We start from the raw sequence: 16,927 nt of genomic DNA on the forward strand, positions 1-16,927 counted from the left end.
ACACGTAATACCCTGAAAGCCGATACGAGCATTACAACTGCCCGCCCTGACCATAGACCGCCCCCGTAAGGACTACAAGTGGAACTGGCCTATTACTCGGACTACGCCGTGCGCCTCGTCAACACCGAGGAGCCGGTCCGCGGCAAGGACAGCCTGACGTCCGTGGACGCGGTGCGCGCGCTGTTCGGCGCCAACCAGGAGGCGGCCCGCCGCGCGGCGGACGCCGACCTGACCCGGTTCAGGAGCGTCCGCGCCCGTCTGCGCGCGGTGTTCGAGGCGGCGGACGGCGGCGACGAGACGCTCGCGGTGAACCTGCTGAACTCGCTGCTCCTGGAGTTCCCGGTGAGCCCGCAGATCTCCGGCCACGACTACCGCGACGACGACGGCCGTCCGCTGTGGCACATGCACCTGGCCGACCACCCCTCGAACGCGACGGCCGGCTACGCCGCGATCGCCGCGATGGGGCTCGCCTTCCACCTCACCGAGTACGGCGTGGACCGCCTGGGCCTGTGCGAGGCGGCCCCGTGCCGCAACGCCTACCTGGACACCTCCACCAACCGCTCCCGGCGCTACTGCTCCGACCGGTGCGCGACCCGCGCCAACGTCGCCGCCTACCGCGCCCGCAAGCGCCTGGAGGCGGACCGGTCCGAGAGCACGGGCCGCACCGCGCCGAGCGCCCAGGACACCACGGCGGTCACCGAGCGCTGACCCTCGCCCTCGGCCCACGGTCTGCGCCGCCGCAGCCGCCCGCGCACCTTGGCAAGGACGAGGTCGTCGGGCACGACCCCGTACACGGTGCTGTCGCCGCCGGCCCCGGGGTTGTCGCCCAGCACCCACCAGCCGCCCTCGCGCCGCTCGGCGATCCGCTTCACCACCAGCAGGTCCTGCTGGAAGGGGTGGCGCAGGACGATGACGTCGCCGGGCCGCACCCGGGCGCCGTACTGCACGAGCATCCAGTCCCCGTGGTACAGGGTCGGCACCATCGAAGGCCCGTCCACCTCGATGATCTGAAACGGCACCTTCGTCCCACGCCCTTCGCCGATCGCCTCGGGCATCTGCCGACCTCCCCGGTTTCCGTCCGCCGGTCCCATCCTCCACCTGTCCCAGTGTCGCCCTGGACTTTTGGCCTAAGCCCCCGGGGGCACCCGAGAAAAGCCGTGCCGCACGGAGTAATGTCGCACCTGAGAAGACGATCACGAGGAAGGACAGCACATGCTTTCCCGCCTGTTCGCCCCCAAGGTGAAGGCCAGCGCGCACTGCGACCTCCCCTGCGGCGTGTACGACCCGGCCCAGGCCCGCATCGAGGCCGAGTCGGTCAAGGCCGTCCAGGAGAAGATGGCCGGCAACGACGACCCGCACTTCCAGACGCGCGCCACCATCATCAAGGAGCAGCGCGCCGAGCTCGCCAAGCACCACGTCTCGGTGCTGTGGAGCGACTACTTCAAGCCCCCGCACTTCGAGAAGTACCCGGAGCTGCACCAGCTGGTCAACGACACCCTGAAGGCCCTCTCGGCCGCCAAGGCGTCGAAGGACCCGGCCACGGGCCAGAAGGCGCTGGACTACATCGCCCAGATCGACAAGATCTTCTGGGAGACCAAGAAGGCCTGACCAGGGTCGCACCCCGGTACCGGTGACCGGCGGGCGGTGCACCCCCGCGGGCCCCGAACCATCCGGAGGGGCCCGGCCGATCGAACTCGGCCGGGCCCCTCCGGCGTACCACCGTCAGGAGACCCAGGCCCGTGGCCGCCGCTACCGCGACGAGGACATCTTCCTCACCTCGCGCCTGCGCCCGGCGCAACAGCGGCCCCGTGCTCGGCCATCAGGAGGCGTACACGGCCTTCCGCGCCGCCGACCTCGCCCTGCTGCCGAGTCCGACGCGTACGTGGTGAAGCCGAAGCTGGGCGCGGACTCGATGGGCCTGCGCGTGCTGTCACCGGCCGACGTGCGCGCTCCGGCCCGGCGGCGCCGTCCTCGTCCAGCCCCGCGTCGACTTCGCCTACGAGGTCTCCTTCTGCTTCGTCGACGACACGCTCCAATACGCCTTGTACGCCCCTGATCCGGCACGCCGCTGGGAGCTGCGCCCGTACGGGCCCACCGCCGCCGACCGCGCGTTCGCCCAGCGCTTCATCGACTGGAACGGCCTCCCGTACGGAATCCAGCGCGTCGACGCCTGCCGGGGCGGTGCGGGACGCGTCCGTGGAGGCGATGACCGGATCGATGCGCGGGGCCGCGGCTACTCCCTAGCCGGCCACCGCCACCTCGGCACCTCGCGCAGCGGGTGCAGCTCCTCCTCGGTCCGGGCGCGGGAGTTCTGCTGGGCGACCCGTGTGCCGAACTCGATGTGCGAGCGGAACGCCTCACGGAACGGCCCGTCGTCCGGCAGCCCCGCCTCATCGAGCGCCTCCTCGTACAACTCGGCGAAGCGCGCCCGCTGCTCCTCGGTGATCTCCAGGTCCCGGTGCGCGTCGATGAGGTGGCGGAACCCCAGCTCACGGGTGAAGCGGTCGGGCCCGCCGAGCGACTCGGCCGTGAACCAGGTCAGATGCTCGACGTGGTGCGGACGGCGGCGCGGGAACAGCTCCTTGAGCACCGGATCGGCCAGGACCTTTGTGTAGAAGATATCCTCGACCCGGTGCAGCCCTTCGTCGCCGCCCGCGTGCTCGTACAGGGATCCGGTCTGCTCCGTCATGCTCGGCACCCCCCAGCGCCAGGGCCCATGTGGCCGTCACGGCGGAACCTACCCGGTGTCCCCGGACCCGGGAATCCTCAGGACCCCTCGGTCCCGAGGACCGCCCGTACATTGCGGAGCACACGGTCCCGGTCCGCGCGTACGGCGTCGAACTCGGCCCGGTGCGCAGCGAGTTCGCGGCGCTGGAGGCGGGCCGTCACCGACCACCACACCCCCGCCGTGTTGTGCGCGCGCTTGCACTCGACGTCGGCGACGGCCGTACCGATCTCGCGCCGCGTCCGCCGCGTGTTGCCGTCCTGTCCGCGCCGCCATGCCTTGTCATCGGCGGCGGCCATGGGGTCGGCGTACCGCGTGAACCCCTTGCCGGCCACGCAGTCCGCCCACACCCGGTAGGCGCGGCGCAGCCGCGGGTCGCGTGCGGCCCGCTTGTCGACGGCGTCCTCGCGTTCGGTGACGTACGTCCACACGCGCTCGATGTCGTGCACCCCGCGCCGGAGCCGCCGTTCGGCCTCGCCCGAGCAGCCGTTGTCCCCGGCCTCCTGGTCGCCGTGGTAGACCTCGGACTCCTCGCTCGTCATCATCCGTCCGGTGTGGCGACGCGGGCCGACCGCCTTCGCCGGGTCCCAGCCGTACCCCCAGCGCCTGGCGTTCTCCAGGTCGTGGGAGCCGACCGGGCCCGCGCTCATGGCGACCCCCGTCACGGTGTAGGTGGCGGCCATGGTGTACGGCTGCGGGTCGCGGGGGAAGTCGGCGAAGCCGTGCCGGACCATGCAGCGCTGCGCGAGCAGCCCGACGGCCGACTCCCACTTCAGGTACGCGTCTTTGTCGGCGCCATCGAACTCGTAAGCGGCGAACGGCAGTTCCGGCACGTCTCCATCGGTGCGCACGACCGGTGTCCCGTCCGCCCACGTCCTCGCGTGGTCACCGGCGGCTCCCGCCCCGCCGTCGCCCTGGACGCAGACGACGGCCAGCACCCCGGCGAGAACACACAGCACCCCCCTGCGTCTCACTCCCCGGCCGCCCCCGTCGTGCGGACGATCCGCGCCGGATTGCCCACGGCGACCACGTCCGGCGGCAGATCGCGGGTGACGACGGAACCGGCGCCGACCACCGTGTTCGCGCCGATCGTGACGCCGGGGCAGACGATGACACCGCCGCCCAGCCACACGTTGTCGCCGATGGTGATCGGCTTCGCCGCCTCCCACTTGGCGCGGCGCGGCTCGGGGTCGACGGGGTGGGTGGGCGTGAGGAGCTGGACGTTCGGGCCGATCTGCACGTCCTCGCCGATCCGGATGGGCGCCACGTCCAGCATGACGGCCCCGCAGTTGACGAACGTCCGCGCGCCGATGCTGATGTACTGCCCGTAGTCGACGGCGAGCGGCGGGCGCACCACGACGTCGTCGCCGACCTCGCCGAGCAGTTCACGCAGCAGCGCGCGCCGGGCCGGCAGGTCGGTGACGCTGCTCGCGTTGTACCGCTCGGCGAGCTCGGCGCCGCGCAGCGCGTCGGCGGTCAGCTCGGGATCGTCGGCGAGGTAGAGGTCACCGGCGAGCATGCGCTCCTTCTGGCTACGGTCCTGGGGGCGCGGCCAGTCCCGTACCTCGCTCACCGCGCCGACCGGCAGCGGCCCGTACACGTGCGGAAACTCCTCGCCGCCCGGCACCCCCGGCTCCACACGCACCGGCACGCCGAGCCGCTCGCGGTCGATGACCAGGACGACCAGCTCTCCGGCCGCGGCCCCCTCACCCCCGTGCAGCATGTCGGCCACGGCCCGCAGCTGGTGCGGGAACGCGCAGTGGATGAACCCGACCTCCTGGAGGGTCTTGCCACGGGTCGACATCGTGTACGCGCCGGTCGCCCGTGCGCTCTCCCACAGGGCGCGCTCGGTGAGGTGCAGCAGTTCGATCGCCATGCGCCCAATCTATGGGCTCGGCCGATCTTCTACGGGCGCCTGGTGTAGCGGCGGACGATCACACCGTTCCCGAAGGTGCGGTTTTCCGCCAGGTCGAACTCCGCGAGCGCGTACTTGCGGCCCGCGAACATGGGCATGCCGCCGCCGAACACCACCGGATACGTCTTGATCACGAGTTCGTCGATCTCGTCCGCGAGCAGCCCGGCCAGCTCCGCGCCCCCGCAGAGCCAGATCCCCAGCTCGCCCTCCTCGGCCTTGAGCGCGCGCACCGTGCCGACGACGTCGTCACGGATCAGCTCCACGTGCGGGTGCGGGGACTCGGTGAGGCTGCGCGTCGCGACGTACTCGCGCAGGTGTCCGTACGGGCTGAGGAGCCCGGCGTCGATCCCCACCTGGTAGCTGCGACGGCCCTGCACCACGGTGTCGTACTTCTTGTTCGCGACCCCTTCGATGCCGAGGAGCCTGCGGCCTTCCGACGAGATGGTCTCCGGGTACTCCTGGACGAGGAAGTCCCGGAACTCCTCGTCGACGTAGGACATGAACATCGTTCCGTCACCGGACTCGTCACCGATGAAGCCGTCGACGGAGACGGCGACGAAGTACGTGAGCTTGCGCAAGCTGGTCTCTTTTCGTGGAGGACGTGGTGGGTGGAGGGCCGGCGCCCAACCACTTCAGTTATAGTACTTCGTGTGTAGTGGTTGCAAGAGGGTTGAGGAACAAGGAGTCGGAGCATGGTGAAGAACCCGGAGCGCCGGGCCGCGCTCGTGGACGCGGCCGTCGAGGTGCTCGCGGCCGAGGGCGCGCGCGGGCTGACCTTCCGCGCGGTGGACACGGCGGCGGGCGTGCCCACAGGCACGTCGTCGAACTACTTCGCCAACCGCGACGACCTGCTGCACCAGATCGACACGTATCTGCACGAACGGCTCGCGCCGGACCCGGAGGTCGTCGCCGAGCTGCTGAAGAGGCCGAGGGACCGCGCCCTCGTCACCGCGTTCATGCACGACCTGATGGGCCGGGTGCAGGGTGACCGCACCGGCTTCCTCGCCATGATGGAGATGCGCCTGGAGGCGACGCGCCGCCCCGCGCTGCGCGCGTCCCTGATGACATCGCTCCGCGGCGACCTCGACTTCGGCATCGCGTTCAATGCCGAGTCCGAACTGCCCGGCGGCGCGGAGGAGATCACCCTGCTCTATCTGGGCATGCTCGGTCTCATCCTGGAGCACCTCACGATGCCGGGGTTGCTGGAGGGCGCGATCCCGGGCGTGAGCGTGCCGGACGGCATCGTGGAACGCCTGGTGGAACGGATCGTGCCGCCCGCCTGAGCCTCAGCCGCCCTGCGGCTCCCGCCACATGGGCCACAGCGACGGGCCGCCGGGCAGCTCGACGGCGGTCCCGGTGAAGACGAAGCCGAGCCGCTCGTACAGGGCGCGGCTGCGGGCGTTGCTCGCCTCAAGGTAGGCAGGGAGCCCTTCGCGGTCGCACCGCTCCAGGACCTGCGCCATCAGCGCGGTCCCGAGGCCCTCGCCCTGCCGCCCCGGCTTGACGCCGATCATCCACAGGTAGACGTGCGCCCGGCCGGCCGGGTGCGCGGCCTCGGTCAGCCGGGCGATCTGCTCGACCCGCTCGTTGTCGGAGTCGACGGCGGCCCGCACCTGCGCGGGCCCGTCCTCGTCCGCACCGGCCCCGGGCTCGTCGGGGGCCGCGGGTATGTCCATCCACAGGGCGACGGCGGTGCCGTCCTCCAAGAGGTCGATGTAACCGTCGGCGAAGGTGGCGTCGGTGAACGCGCCCATCAGATACGGGTGCCGCGCCCGCCGGTGCGCCGGGTCGGGGAACACCCAACTGCTCACGGGGTCGTCCATGAACGCCTCGTCGAGCAGCCCCACGACGAAGTCCCGCTCGTCCGCCCGCGCCCGCCGGATCCCCACGCCCACGCCGATCGTCCCCTCGCGTCGTCCACCAACCGGCTTTCACGCACCGGCGGTTGGCAGCCTAAGCGATCACGTACGGGGAGAGCCATGGTCGTGGGGACGAGCGCGGGTACGGCACGGGGTGCGGGCTCATCACCGGGTACGGGAAGGGGGCCCCGCGCTCTGCTGGGCTGGGCTGGGCCGGGCCGCTGCATCTGCCCGCCGCTCTCAGTACCCCCGCCGCGTGACGAACTCGGCCAGCGACAACAACCCGCCCGCCGCCTCCGGCACCGGCACCGCGCGGGCCAGTTCGTGCAGGGCGCGGGCCATCTCGTCGGCGGCGCGGGCCTGCGCCCAGTCGCGGCCGCCCGCGCGCTCGACGGCCAGCGCGATCGCCTCCAGCTCGGCGGGGCCCTCCTTGTCGGGGCCCGGCGGCCCGTACAGCGCGGCCAGCTCCTCCGCCGCCGGACCGCCGGAGGCGAGCGCCGCGACGACGGGCAGGGATTTCTTGCGGACGGCGAGGTCGGCCCCGGCGGGCTTGCCGGTGCGGGCCGGATCGCCCCAGATGCCGATCACGTCGTCGATGAGCTGGAAGGCCAGGCCCGCGGCCCGCCCGAACGCGTCGAGCGCCGCGGCCTCCTCCTCGCCCGCGCCCGCGTACAGCCCGCCGATCGCACAGGCACACCCGAGCAGCGCCCCCGTCTTGGCCTCCGCCATGACCAGGGTCTCCTCCAGGGACACCTCGCGCGGGCCGCGCCGCTCCAGCGCCACGTCCGTGGACTGACCGGCGCACAGCTCCACCACGCACGCGGCGAGCCGGGCCGCCGCGGCCGGAGCCGCCGGGTGCGGGTCCTCGGCGATCAGCCGCTGCGCCAGCGCTTGCAGAGCGTCCCCGACCAGGATCGCGTCGGCGTCCCCGAACACGGTCCAGGCCGTCGGCCGGTGCCTGCGCGTCTCGTCCCGGTCGAGGACGTCGTCGTGGAGGAGGGTGAAGTTGTGGGTCAGCTCCACGGCGGCCGCCGCCCGTACCGCCCGCTCGGCGCGCCCCCCGAGGGCGCGCGACGCGGCGAGGACGAGCGCGGGGCGGACCGCCTTGCCCGCGCTCCCCGCCGCGGGCGTGCCGTCCGCCTCCTGCCAGCCGAAGTGGTAGAGGGCGACGCCGCGTATGGACCCCGGCAGCGACTCGACGGCCCGCCGTAATGCAGGCCCCACCGACGCCCTGGCCTGCGCCAGGACGACCTCCGCGTCCGCGGCGGTCTCGCGTCCGTCCCGGCTTCCCGCGCCGGCCGTCGCGGGCGCGGGCACCACCTTCCCGCGTGCCGTGGCCGGCTCGGCGGGCCCCGCCGCCCCTCGCGTCTGTGCCGTCTGCGTCATGGACTCACCCCGGACAGGGCGCGGACGGTGGCGGATCCGCTGATGGAGGGCGCGTACCCCCTGGGTGTACCCACCCTGCCGGGCGGGGACACGGCGGACTGTGCTCGGGGCGTCACTGCCACCGGCCGATCTCGACGTTCTCCAGGACGCCGAGCGCGTCCGGCACCAGGACCGCCGCCGAGTAGTAGGTGGTCACCAGGTAGGAGATGATCGCCTGCTCGTTGATGCCCATGAACCGCACCGACAGGCTCGGCTCGATCTCGTCCGGGATGCCGGTCTGCTGGAGTCCGATGACGCCCTGCTCCTCCTCCCCCGTACGCATGCAGATGATGGACGTGGTCCGGGCGTCCGAGACCGGGATCTTGCCGCAGGGGTAGATCGGGACGCCGCGCCAGGTCGGGATGCGGTGCCCGCCCATGTCGATGCTCTCGGGGACCAGGCCCCGCTTGTTGCACTCCCGGCCGAACGCGGCGATCGCCTTCGGGTGCGCCAGGAACAGCTTGGACCCGCGCCGCCTGCTGAGCAGCTCGTCCATGTCGTCGGGGGTCGGCGCGCCGTTGTGCGGCTGGATCCGCTGGTCGTACTCGCAGTTGTTGAGCAGGCCGAACTCCGGGTTGTTGACCAGCTCGTACTCCTGGCGCTCCTTCAGCGCCTCGACGGTGAGGCGGAGCTGCTGCTCCGTCTGGTTCATCGGGTGGTTGTAGAGGTCGGCCACGCGCGTGTGGACGCGCAGGACGGTCTGGGCGACGCTCAGCTCGTACTCGCGCGGCGCCGACTCGTAGTCGACGTACGTGCCGGGCAGGACGGCCTCGCCGACGTGGCCCGCGGAGAGGTCGATCTCCTTCTCGCCGAAGTCGTTGGCCCGCTGCTCGGGGATCGTGCGCAGTTGCCGCAGGTGGTCGCCGAGCGACTCGGACCGCTCCGCGACCTGCTCCAGGTCCCGGCGCGGCAGCACGAGCACCGTGCACGCGGTGATCGCGCGGGCGGTGAACTCCCACATGCTGTCCGGGTCGAGGAGGGCCTGTTCGCCGAAGAACGAGCCGTCCGCCAGGACGCCGAGGCGCGCGTCGTCTCCGTAGGGGCCGGTGCCGATCTTCTCCACGCGGCCGTGCGCGATGAGGTACGCCTCGTCGGCCTGACTGCCGAAGGAGGCGAGCACGTCACCGGGGGCGAACTCCCGCTGCGTGCACCGCTGGGCCAGCTCACCCAGGACGTCGGGGTCCTCGAAGCCGCGCAGCGCCGGCAGTTCCCCCAGCTCGGCCGGGATGACGCGGACCTGGTCCCCGGTCTTCACGAACGTGATCCGTCCGTCCCCGACGGTGTAGCTCAGGCGGCGGTTGACCCGGTACGTGCCGCCCTTCACGTTCACCCAGGGCAGCGCCCGCAGCAGCCAGCGGGAGCTGATCTCCTGCATCTGCGGCACGGACTTGCTGGTGGTGGCCAGATTCCGCGCGGCGGATGTGCTGAGGCTCTTCTGCGAACCCGACTGCTCCGTGCGGACCTCTTCGCCTACCGACATGGATTGCCTCCTGATCAGGAACCGACCTGCGGCGGCACACACTGCCAGCACGCTGCGTGATGGCGCCATTACACAAACGAGGGGGAATGGATCACGCCCGAGCGGGGCATCAGTCGCGTTTTTGCGGAACTCACCGATCCAGCGACACGTTGATCGGACAACACCACGACGTGACGAGGAGACGACCATGGCGGGGTTCTTGGACCGTGCGAAGGAGCAGGCGCAGCGCGGCCTGACGCAGGGCAAGCAGAAGCTGGACGACGTGCAGGCGCAGCGCGCCGGCGGCGATCTGCTGAAGAAGCTGGGCGCGGCCTACTACGAGGAGCGCAGGGGTACCGGCAGCCCGGACGCCACGCAGCGGGCGTTGCAGGCCCTGGAGGCGCACATCGCGGCGAACGGGGACGGCTTCCTGCGCGGCTGAGACCCGCGCCGCCCGTGGGAGCGGCGGGTCGCCGGTGTCCGGAACGGCTCGCACGGAATCCGAACGACTGGTCCCCGTACCGCAGTTGCGGGTAAATGCACGGTACGAGACGGTGCGCGACGGGCGGGCCGTCGCGCCCGTGAGGAGTCGGTCATGGCCCCACCCATGTCCGCGGACAGCTTTCTCGCCGCTCTCGAGAACGAGGGGCTGACGGTCGTCGAGGTCGGCGACTGGAAGGATCACAATCGCAACCACCAGGGCGCCTGGGGGCCGATGCACGGGGTGATGATCCATCACACCGTCACCAAGGGCAGTGACGCCACGGTCCGCATCTGTCGCGACGGCCACCCGGACCTGCCGGGGCCGCTGTGCCACGGCGTCATCACGAAGGACGGCCGGGTCCACCTGGTCGGCTACGGACGGGCGAACCACGCGGGCCTCGGTGACGACGACGTCCTGCGCGCCGTCATCGCCGAGCGGGCGCTACCGCCGGACAACGAGGCGAACACCGACGGCAACCGCCACTTCTACGGCTTCGAGTGCGAGAACATGGGCGACGGGCGCGATCCGTGGCCCGCGGCGCAGCTGGAGGCCGTCGAGAAGGCGGCCGCGGCCGTCTGTCGCCACCACGGCTGGACGGAGCGCTCGGTCATCGGCCATCTGGAGTGGCAGCCCGGGAAGATCGATCCGAAGGGGTTCACCATGGCGTGGATGCGCAACCGCATCGGTGACCGCCTGTAGGAGCACCCCTGCGGCGGTGGCGCCCGGACAGATGTCCGGTGTTCGACAATGGCCGGGTGCCCCGCCCGCTCACCGATGTTCTCCGCCCGCGACTGCCGTCGCCGCTCACCGAGGTCGACGACGACCGTTTCGGGCGCCACGGCCTGCGTCTGCTGCTCAAGCGGGACGATCTGATCCACCCGGAGCTGATCGGCAACAAGTGGCGCAAGCTCGCCCCGAACCTGGCGGCGGCGCGGGGCCGTGCCCTCGTCACGTTCGGCGGCGCCTACTCGAACCACCTGCGGGCCACGGCCGCCGCCGGGCGCCTCCTCGGCGTACCCACCCTCGGCATCGTCCGCGGCCAGGAGCTCGCGGAGCGGCCGCCCAATGCGTCGCTGGCCCGGTGCGTCCGCGACGGCATGCGGCTGCACTTCGTCGACCGGGCCACGTACCGGCGCAAGAGCGATCCGGACGTCCTGGCCGCGCTCCTGGACGCCACGGGTGCGACGGACGCCCATGTCGTTCCCGAGGGCGGCAGCAACGCCCGCGCGGTGGCGGGCTGCACGGAGCTCGGCCGTGAACTGCGCGGCGAGGCCGACGTCGTCGCTGTCGCCTGCGGGACGGGCGGCACGCTCGCCGGCCTCGCCGCCGGGCTCGCCCCCGGCCAGCGCGCCCTGGGCGTCTCCGTGCTCAAGGGCGGCTTCCTGACGGCCGACGTCCGCGCGCTGCAAGAGGCGGCGTTCGGCTGCCCCCGGGGCACATGGCACATCGAGGACCGCTTCCATTGCGGCGGCTACGCGCGCGTGCCCGCCGCTCTGGTCGCCTTCGCGGAGGACTTCGAGCGGCGCCACGGCGTCCCGGTCGAGCATCTCTACGTCGCCAAGATGCTCCACGCTCTTGTCGTGCTCGCGGAGGAGGGCGCGTTCGCGCCGGGCACGACGCTCGCCGCCGTCGTCACGGGAGCCCCTTTCGAGGGTGCTCAGTCGTCGACCTCCCGGTAGGCGGCGGCCTCCTCCAGGTCGAGCTTGCGCAGCAGGGTGCGCATCATCTCGTCGTCGATCCGCCGCTCGTCCCGCATCCGTACGAAGACCTCGCGCTCGGCCGCGATGGCCTCGCGCGCGAGCCTGCGGTAGGTGTCGTCGGCGGACTCGCCCGTCACGGGGTTGGGCTGGCCGAGCCGCTCCCACACGGAGTTGCGGCGCCGCTCCAGAACGGTGCGCAGACGGTCCTGGAGGGGCTGCGGCAGGCAGTTGCGCTCGTCCTGCATCAAGGTGTCCACGCGCTCCTCCGCGGCGGTCGAGGCGACGCTCTGGGCCTGCGCCTCGGCGAGCGTCTCGCGCTGGACGTCCCGCCCCGGCAGCCTCAGCGCCTTGATCAGCGCCGGCAGGCTGAGCCCCTGCACCACGAGGGTGCCGATGACGGTGGTGAAGGTCAGGAAGAGCACAAGGTTGCGCGCGGGGAACTCCTCGCCGTCCTCCGTGACGAGCGGGATGGAGAAGGCGATGGCCAGCGACACCACCCCGCGCATCCCCGCCCAGCTCACGATGAGCGGCCGCTTCCAGTCGGTGTCGCTCTCCCGCTCCCTGATCCGCGCCGACAGGAAGATCGGCAGGTAAGTGGCCGGGTAGGACCACACGAAGCGGACCACGACCACCAGGACGAACACCCCGACCGCGTACCAGACGGCCTGCCCCACGCTGTACTCGCCGAGGTCCTTCAGGACGACGGGCAGTTGCAGACCGATGAGCGCGAAGACGGACGACTCCAGGATGAAGGAGACGACCTTCCACACCGCGGCCTCCTGGAGCCGCGTCTCGAAGTCGACCTGCCAGGAGCGGTGCCCGAGGTACAGGGCGACCGTGACGACCGCGAGGACCCCGGAGGCGCCCACCTGCTCCGCCGTCGCGTACGCCACGAAGGGGATCAGCAGGGAAAGGGTGTTCTGCAGGACCGCCTCGGTGAGCCGCTTGCGCAGCCAGTGCAGCGGCACCATCAGGAGCAGGCCGACCCCGACACCGCCCACGGCGGCCATGAGGAACTCGCGGATGCCGCCCGCCCAGCTCGCCCCCTCCCCCACGGCGGCGGCGAGCGCCACCTTGTAGGCGGTGATCGCGGTGGCGTCGTTCACCAGGGACTCGCCCTGGAGGATCGTGGTGAGCCGCGCGGGCAGGCCCACCCGGCGCGCGATCGCCGTCGCGGCCACCGCGTCGGGCGGGGCGATCACCGCGCCGAGGACGAGCGCGGCGGTCAGCGGCAGGTCCGGGATCAGCTCGTACGCCAGCCAGCCCACCGCCACCGTGGCGAACAGGACGTAGCCCACGGAGAGCAGGGCGACGGGTCTGATGTTGGCCCGCAGGTCCAGGTAGGAGCTCTCCAGGGCCGCCGTGTGCAGCAGCGGCGGAAGGATCAGCGGCAGGACGACGTGCGGGTCGAGCGCGTACGCCGGGACCCCCGGCACATAGGAGGCGATCAGGCCTGCCGCGACCAGGAGGAGCGGTGCCGGTATCGGTGTCCTGCGCGCCACCCCCGCCACCGCCGCGCTCACCGCGACCAACCCCACCAGTGGCAATACGTCCATGCCCAGCCTTCCGCCGTCCTTCTCACGTCCCCCGTCGTAACCTGGCCATCATGAACGAGTGCCCGCACGTCGACGCGCTGCCGCACCCCGAGCCGGCCCCGCTGAGCGAGACCTGTCTGGAGTGCCTGGCCCTGGGCAGTCACCCTGTGCAACTACGGCTGTGTCTGGTCTGCGGCCACGTCGGATGCTGCGACTCCTCGCCGTACCGGCACGCGACGGAGCACTTCAAGGAGACGGGCCATCCGGTGATGCGCACCTTCGAGCCTGGTGAGAGCTGGCGTTGGTGCTTCGTGGACACGACTTTGGTCTGATCCGGACGATCCGCGGCCGGGTCGGGGTTCGACCGGTTGGCGCTTGGGTACGTCAATCCGGCGCCCGCTCTTTCCAATTGGGAGCGCACGCCCTCTAGCCACTGTCCGTACCCGTAGGCTTACTATGAGTGACAGCACTGGGCCGGGGGTCCCCGGGACAGGGAAGTCGGGCGCGCGGTAGCGTCACCGCAGATATATGTGGCGCGTCACCCGGGGGAGGACCTCCGGAGCCCGAAAGTGCTTGTACCACCTTGGAGGTGAGGGTGTCCGAGATCGCGGGAGAGCCCGGGAATCAGGACTTCGTGGAAGTCCGGCTGCCGGCTGCGGGTGCCTACCTGTCGGTGCTGCGGACGGCCACGGCCGGTCTCGCGGCACGTTTGGACTTCACCCTCGACGAGATCGAGGACCTGCGCATCGCGGTCGACGAGGCCTGCGCGATCCTGCTCCAGCAGGCCGTCGCGGGCTCGGTGCTCAGCTGCGTGTTCCGGCTCGTCGACGACTCCCTGGAGGTGACGGTCTCCGCCCCGACCACCGACGGCCGGGCCCCGGAGCGCGACACCTTCGCCTGGACGGTGCTGTCGGCCCTCGCGGGCCAGGTCGACTCCTCGGTGGCCGAGGACAACACCGTCTCGATCAGCCTCTACAAGAAGCGCGGCGCGGGCCCCGGCCCGGCGTGAGGAACGGGGACGGTCCGGTGCGGGACGACAAGCGCGGCACACGGGATTTCCCGGCCGACGGCACGGCGGGGGTGCGGCGGATGGCCGCCGGCATCCCCGAGCAGCAGGCCAGGCCGCACCCGGAGGACCCGATGGCCGACGCGCCAGAGCAGGCAGCGCCGACTTCCGGGGCCGGGCTCCGTGAGCGGCCAGGGGGATCGGACGCGCGACGGGCGGGATTGATGAGCGACCACGAGCGACACGGTGAGCAGCAGGGCCGGCACGACCCGCGGGACCGCAGCAACGCGCGCGCGATGTTCATCGAGCTGCGCACCCTGCCGTCCGGCAGCCCCGAGTACGCGGAGATGCGCAATCAGCTCGTGCGCATGCATCTGCCGCTCGTCGAGCACCTGGCCCGCCGCTTCCGCAACCGCGGGGAACCGCTGGACGACCTCACCCAGGTCGCGACGATCGGCCTGATCAAGTCGGTCGACCGGTTCGACCCGGAGCGCGGCGTGGAGTTCTCCACGTACGCGACGCCGACGGTCGTCGGAGAGATCAAGCGGCACTTCCGCGACAAGGGCTGGGCGGTGCGCGTCCCGCGCCGCCTCCAGGAGCTGCGCCTGTCCCTGACGACGGCGACGGCCGAGCTGTCGCAGACGCACGGCCGCTCCCCCACGGTCCACGAGCTGGCCGAGAAGCTGGCCATCTCGGAGGAGGAGGTCCTGGAGGGCCTGGAGTCGGCCAACGCCTACTCCACGCTGTCCCTGGACGTCCCGGACACGGACGACGAGTCCCCGGCGGTCGCCGACACCCTGGGCGCCGAGGACGAGGCACTGGAGGGTGTCGAGTACCGCGAGTCCCTCAAGCCGCTCCTGGAGGACCTGCCCCCGCGCGAGAAGCGGATCCTCCTGCTGCGCTTCTTCGGGAACATGACGCAGTCGCAGATCGCGCAGGAGGTCGGCATCTCGCAGATGCACGTCTCCCGCCTCCTCGCCCGCACCCTCGCACAGCTGCGGGAGAAGCTCCTCGTAGAGGAGTGAGTCGCGGCGGCCGCGCCTACTTGGGCTGTGCGCTGCCCGGCGTACGGATGCCGAGCGCGCGCGTGGTCGCCGGATTGACCAGCAGGACCAGCGCGGCGATCGCCACGGCGGCGAGCGCGATGCCGCCGGGGATGGCCATGCTGTCGGCCTGCAGCAGCGTGTAGGCGACCGGCAGCGCCATGATCTGCGTGATGATCGCCGGGCCGCGGCTCCAGCTCTTGCGCGCGAGGAGCCCGCGCGCGGCGAGCAGCGGCAGCAGGGCGAGCACGATGAGGGTCACCCCGCCGGTGACGGCCTGCTGGGTGTTGTCGGGGTTCCCGGTGACCCCGGCGACCAGCAGGGAGACGCCGCCCGCGACGAGTGCGACGCCCTCGAGTCCGGCCAGGGCCGCCGCGGCGGTCAGCCGGCCGGGGCGCGGGCCGTCTGCTTCGGAGGTCTCGGGGGCGGGATTCTGCTCAGAGGTCACCTGTGCAGGGTAGCCCCCGGCCACGCGTTCCCCGCAGGGCGCTGGGTACCCTGCTTCGCATGCGTGCACTTCTCGTGGTCAATCCGGCGGCAACCACCACCAGTGCGCGCACGCGCGATGTCCTGATCCACGCCCTCGCGAGCGAGATGAAGCTCGACGCGGTCACCACCGAGTACCGCGGGCACGCGCGCGACCTGGGCCGCCAGGCGGCGGAGAGCAAGGACATCGAGCTGGTCGTCGCCCTCGGCGGCGACGGCACGGTCAACGAGGTGGTGAACGGGCTGCTGCACCACGGCCCGGACCCCGACCGGCTGCCGCGCCTGGCCGTCGTCCCCGGCGGCTCCACCAACGTCTTCGCGCGCGCCCTGGGTCTGCCGAACGAGCCCGTGGAGGCGACCGGGCAGCTTCTGGACGCCCTGCGCGAGGGCCGGGAGCGCACGGTCGGTCTGGGCCTCACCGCGGGCACTCCGGGCACGGAGGACGAGGCGGTGCCGTCGCGCTGGTTCACCTTCAGCGCGGGGGTCGGCTTCGACGCCGGTGTGGTCGGCAGAGTCGAGCAGCAGCGGGAACGCGGCAAGCGTTCGACGCATGCCCTGTACGTGCGACAGGTGGTGCGTCAATTCCTTGGGGAGCCGGACCGCAGACACGGCACGATCACGCTCGAACGGCCGGGCGAGGATCCGGTCACGGATCTGGTCGTCTCCATAGTCAGCAACACCTCCCCGTGGTCGTTCCTGGGCAACCGGCCGCTCTATCCGACGCCGAAGGCGTCCTTCGACACCGGCCTTGACGTGCTGGGACTCAAGAAATTGTCGACGCCGGCGGTGGCCCGTTACGGCACCCAGTTGCTGACGTCGTCGCCCGAGCGGGGACCTCACGGTAAGAACGCGGTCACGCTCCATGACCTCACGGACTTCACCTTGCATTCGAAGGCGCCCCTGCCCCTTCAGATGGACGGTGACCACCTGGGGCTGCGTACTAGCGTGACGTTCACAGGCGTACGCCGTGCACTGCGTGTGATTGTGTGAGTGGAAGGGTCCAAAGTCCTTCATCTCGAACGTTTGGGCCAGGTCCCACCCCATGGAATGACGGCTGTGACCTAGTCGACACCGAGGAATCAAAAAAAACTTTCCGGAAGGGGTTGTATCCGCCGCCGAGGTTTGCGAATCTCTACATGGCGCTCGGGACGGCCCGCAACATCGGCCCCACAGAGAGCCCGAATCCCCTCCTCAAAGCAACGGACACCCGTCGCAGATGTGACGTCCGTCCCTTCACTTGTTGAGGGATTCGTGAAAGCGTTCACATTCACAAGCAATCCGCACGTAATA

21 protein-coding genes and 2 pseudogenes are annotated in these 16,927 nt (G+C 71.4%); 12 read left to right on the forward strand and 11 right to left on the reverse strand.

Features of this window, described 5'->3' with window-relative positions:
* Positions 1–78 precede the first annotated feature (78 nt).
* The gene (locus ABZ877_RS04620; RefSeq protein ID WP_361064245.1) at positions 79–708 is read left to right on the forward strand and encodes a CGNR zinc finger domain-containing protein; all 630 of its coding nucleotides are present in this window, start codon (positions 79–81) and stop codon (positions 706–708) included.
* On the opposite strand, the gene sodX is transcribed toward ABZ877_RS04620, so the two are convergent.
* Entirely contained in the window at positions 612–1,055 is a 444-nt protein-coding gene (gene sodX, locus ABZ877_RS04625; protein ID WP_361064248.1) for a nickel-type superoxide dismutase maturation protease, read from the reverse strand. The genes ABZ877_RS04620 and sodX overlap by 97 nt on opposite strands.
* A gap of 157 nt (positions 1,056–1,212) precedes the next feature.
* On the opposite strand from sodX, the gene sodN reads away from it, so the two are divergent.
* The 3 genes and pseudogenes from sodN to ABZ877_RS04640 all read left to right on the forward strand — a co-directional run.
* Entirely contained in the window at positions 1,213–1,608 is a 396-nt protein-coding gene (sodN, locus tag ABZ877_RS04630) for a superoxide dismutase, Ni (protein ID WP_361064250.1), read from the forward strand.
* Positions 1,609–1,739: 131 nt separating this feature from the next.
* Positions 1,740–1,889, forward strand: coding sequence for a hypothetical protein (locus tag ABZ877_RS04635; RefSeq protein WP_361064792.1), 150 nt, complete (start codon positions 1,740–1,742; stop codon positions 1,887–1,889).
* A 23-nt stretch (positions 1,890–1,912) separates the two neighbouring features.
* Positions 1,913–2,177 (forward strand): annotated as a pseudogene (locus tag ABZ877_RS04640) (hypothetical protein); the annotation flags it as partial.
* 56 nt (positions 2,178–2,233) lie between these two features.
* Here the strand turns inward: ABZ877_RS04640 and ABZ877_RS04645 are convergent.
* From ABZ877_RS04645 to ABZ877_RS04665, 5 genes and pseudogenes are all read right to left on the reverse strand, one after another.
* Positions 2,234–2,689, reverse strand: a complete 456-nt coding sequence (locus ABZ877_RS04645) for a group II truncated hemoglobin (RefSeq protein WP_361064253.1) — start codon at positions 2,687–2,689, stop codon at positions 2,234–2,236.
* Positions 2,690–2,766: 77 nt separating this feature from the next.
* Positions 2,767–3,684, reverse strand: a complete 918-nt coding sequence (locus tag ABZ877_RS04650) for a hypothetical protein (RefSeq protein WP_361064256.1) — start codon at positions 3,682–3,684, stop codon at positions 2,767–2,769.
* 11 nt (positions 3,685–3,695) lie between these two features.
* A complete protein-coding gene (locus ABZ877_RS04655) occupies positions 3,696–4,244 on the reverse strand; it encodes a sugar O-acetyltransferase (protein WP_361064760.1) in 549 nt (182 codons plus the stop codon).
* A 33-nt stretch (positions 4,245–4,277) separates the two neighbouring features.
* Positions 4,278–4,601, reverse strand: a pseudogene (locus ABZ877_RS04660) (DUF952 domain-containing protein); the annotation flags it as partial.
* Positions 4,602–4,630: 29 nt separating this feature from the next.
* Positions 4,631–5,218 (reverse strand): dihydrofolate reductase family protein, encoded by a 588-nt coding sequence (locus ABZ877_RS04665; RefSeq protein ID WP_361064259.1) that lies wholly within the window; start codon positions 5,216–5,218, stop codon positions 4,631–4,633.
* Positions 5,219–5,332: 114 nt separating this feature from the next.
* Here ABZ877_RS04665 and ABZ877_RS04670 point away from each other — a divergent pair, with 114 nt between their 5' ends.
* Positions 5,333–5,923, forward strand: a complete 591-nt coding sequence (locus ABZ877_RS04670; RefSeq protein ID WP_361064262.1) for a TetR family transcriptional regulator — start codon at positions 5,333–5,335, stop codon at positions 5,921–5,923.
* 3 nt (positions 5,924–5,926) lie between these two features.
* Here the strand turns inward: ABZ877_RS04670 and ABZ877_RS04675 are convergent, their stop codons facing one another.
* The 3 genes from ABZ877_RS04675 to ABZ877_RS04685 all read right to left on the reverse strand — a co-directional run bounded on the left by ABZ877_RS04675 (position 5,927) and on the right by ABZ877_RS04685 (position 9,404).
* Entirely contained in the window at positions 5,927–6,535 is a 609-nt protein-coding gene (locus ABZ877_RS04675; protein ID WP_361064265.1) for a GNAT family N-acetyltransferase, read from the reverse strand.
* Between the two features lie 204 nt (positions 6,536–6,739).
* The gene (locus tag ABZ877_RS04680; protein ID WP_361064268.1) at positions 6,740–7,885 is read right to left on the reverse strand and encodes a family 2 encapsulin nanocompartment cargo protein polyprenyl transferase; all 1,146 of its coding nucleotides are present in this window, start codon (positions 7,883–7,885) and stop codon (positions 6,740–6,742) included.
* A gap of 112 nt (positions 7,886–7,997) precedes the next feature.
* Positions 7,998–9,404: a family 2B encapsulin nanocompartment shell protein gene (locus ABZ877_RS04685; RefSeq protein ID WP_361064271.1), complete on the reverse strand. Its 1,407-nt coding sequence runs from the start codon at positions 9,402–9,404 to the stop codon at positions 7,998–8,000.
* Between the two features lie 187 nt (positions 9,405–9,591).
* Between ABZ877_RS04685 and ABZ877_RS04690 the strand changes: the two genes are divergently transcribed.
* From ABZ877_RS04690 to ABZ877_RS04700, 3 genes are all read left to right on the forward strand, one after another.
* The gene (locus ABZ877_RS04690; protein WP_361064273.1) at positions 9,592–9,825 is read left to right on the forward strand and encodes a hypothetical protein; all 234 of its coding nucleotides are present in this window, start codon (positions 9,592–9,594) and stop codon (positions 9,823–9,825) included.
* Positions 9,826–9,978: 153 nt separating this feature from the next.
* Positions 9,979–10,566, forward strand: a complete 588-nt coding sequence (locus ABZ877_RS04695; protein WP_361064276.1) for an N-acetylmuramoyl-L-alanine amidase — start codon at positions 9,979–9,981, stop codon at positions 10,564–10,566.
* A gap of 56 nt (positions 10,567–10,622) precedes the next feature.
* On the forward strand, positions 10,623–11,546 hold the full coding sequence (locus tag ABZ877_RS04700; RefSeq protein WP_361064278.1) for a pyridoxal-phosphate dependent enzyme: 924 nt from the start codon (positions 10,623–10,625) through the stop codon (positions 11,544–11,546).
* On the opposite strand, the gene ABZ877_RS04705 is transcribed toward ABZ877_RS04700, so the two are convergent.
* Positions 11,525–13,123 (reverse strand): Na+/H+ antiporter, encoded by a 1,599-nt coding sequence (locus ABZ877_RS04705; protein WP_361064281.1) that lies wholly within the window; start codon positions 13,121–13,123, stop codon positions 11,525–11,527. The genes ABZ877_RS04700 and ABZ877_RS04705 overlap by 22 nt on opposite strands.
* Positions 13,124–13,173: 50 nt before the next feature.
* On the opposite strand from ABZ877_RS04705, the gene ABZ877_RS04710 reads away from it, so the two are divergent.
* From ABZ877_RS04710 to ABZ877_RS04720, 3 genes are all read left to right on the forward strand, one after another.
* Positions 13,174–13,434, forward strand: coding sequence for a UBP-type zinc finger domain-containing protein (locus tag ABZ877_RS04710; protein WP_361064284.1), 261 nt, complete (start codon positions 13,174–13,176; stop codon positions 13,432–13,434).
* 263 nt (positions 13,435–13,697) lie between these two features.
* On the forward strand, positions 13,698–14,111 hold the full coding sequence (locus tag ABZ877_RS04715) for an anti-sigma regulatory factor (protein WP_361064287.1): 414 nt from the start codon (positions 13,698–13,700) through the stop codon (positions 14,109–14,111).
* Positions 14,108–15,133, forward strand: a complete 1,026-nt coding sequence (locus ABZ877_RS04720) for an RNA polymerase sigma factor SigF (RefSeq protein WP_361064289.1) — start codon at positions 14,108–14,110, stop codon at positions 15,131–15,133. Before ABZ877_RS04715 ends, ABZ877_RS04720 begins: the two co-directional genes overlap by 4 nt.
* Before the next feature lie 16 nt (positions 15,134–15,149).
* Here ABZ877_RS04720 and ABZ877_RS04725 read toward each other — a convergent pair whose 3' ends face one another.
* Positions 15,150–15,599 (reverse strand): hypothetical protein, encoded by a 450-nt coding sequence (locus ABZ877_RS04725; protein WP_361064292.1) that lies wholly within the window; start codon positions 15,597–15,599, stop codon positions 15,150–15,152.
* A 59-nt stretch (positions 15,600–15,658) separates the two neighbouring features.
* On the opposite strand from ABZ877_RS04725, the gene ABZ877_RS04730 reads away from it, so the two are divergent.
* Positions 15,659–16,627 carry a diacylglycerol kinase family protein gene (locus tag ABZ877_RS04730; protein WP_361064296.1) on the forward strand — a complete coding sequence of 323 codons (969 nt, stop codon included), beginning with the start codon at positions 15,659–15,661 and terminating at the stop codon, positions 16,625–16,627.
* The last annotated feature ends 300 nt before the right edge of the window (positions 16,628–16,927 follow it).

Source organism: Streptomyces sp. NPDC046939 (assembly GCF_040644575.1).
Classification (GTDB): Bacteria; Actinomycetota; Actinomycetes; order Streptomycetales; family Streptomycetaceae; genus Streptomyces.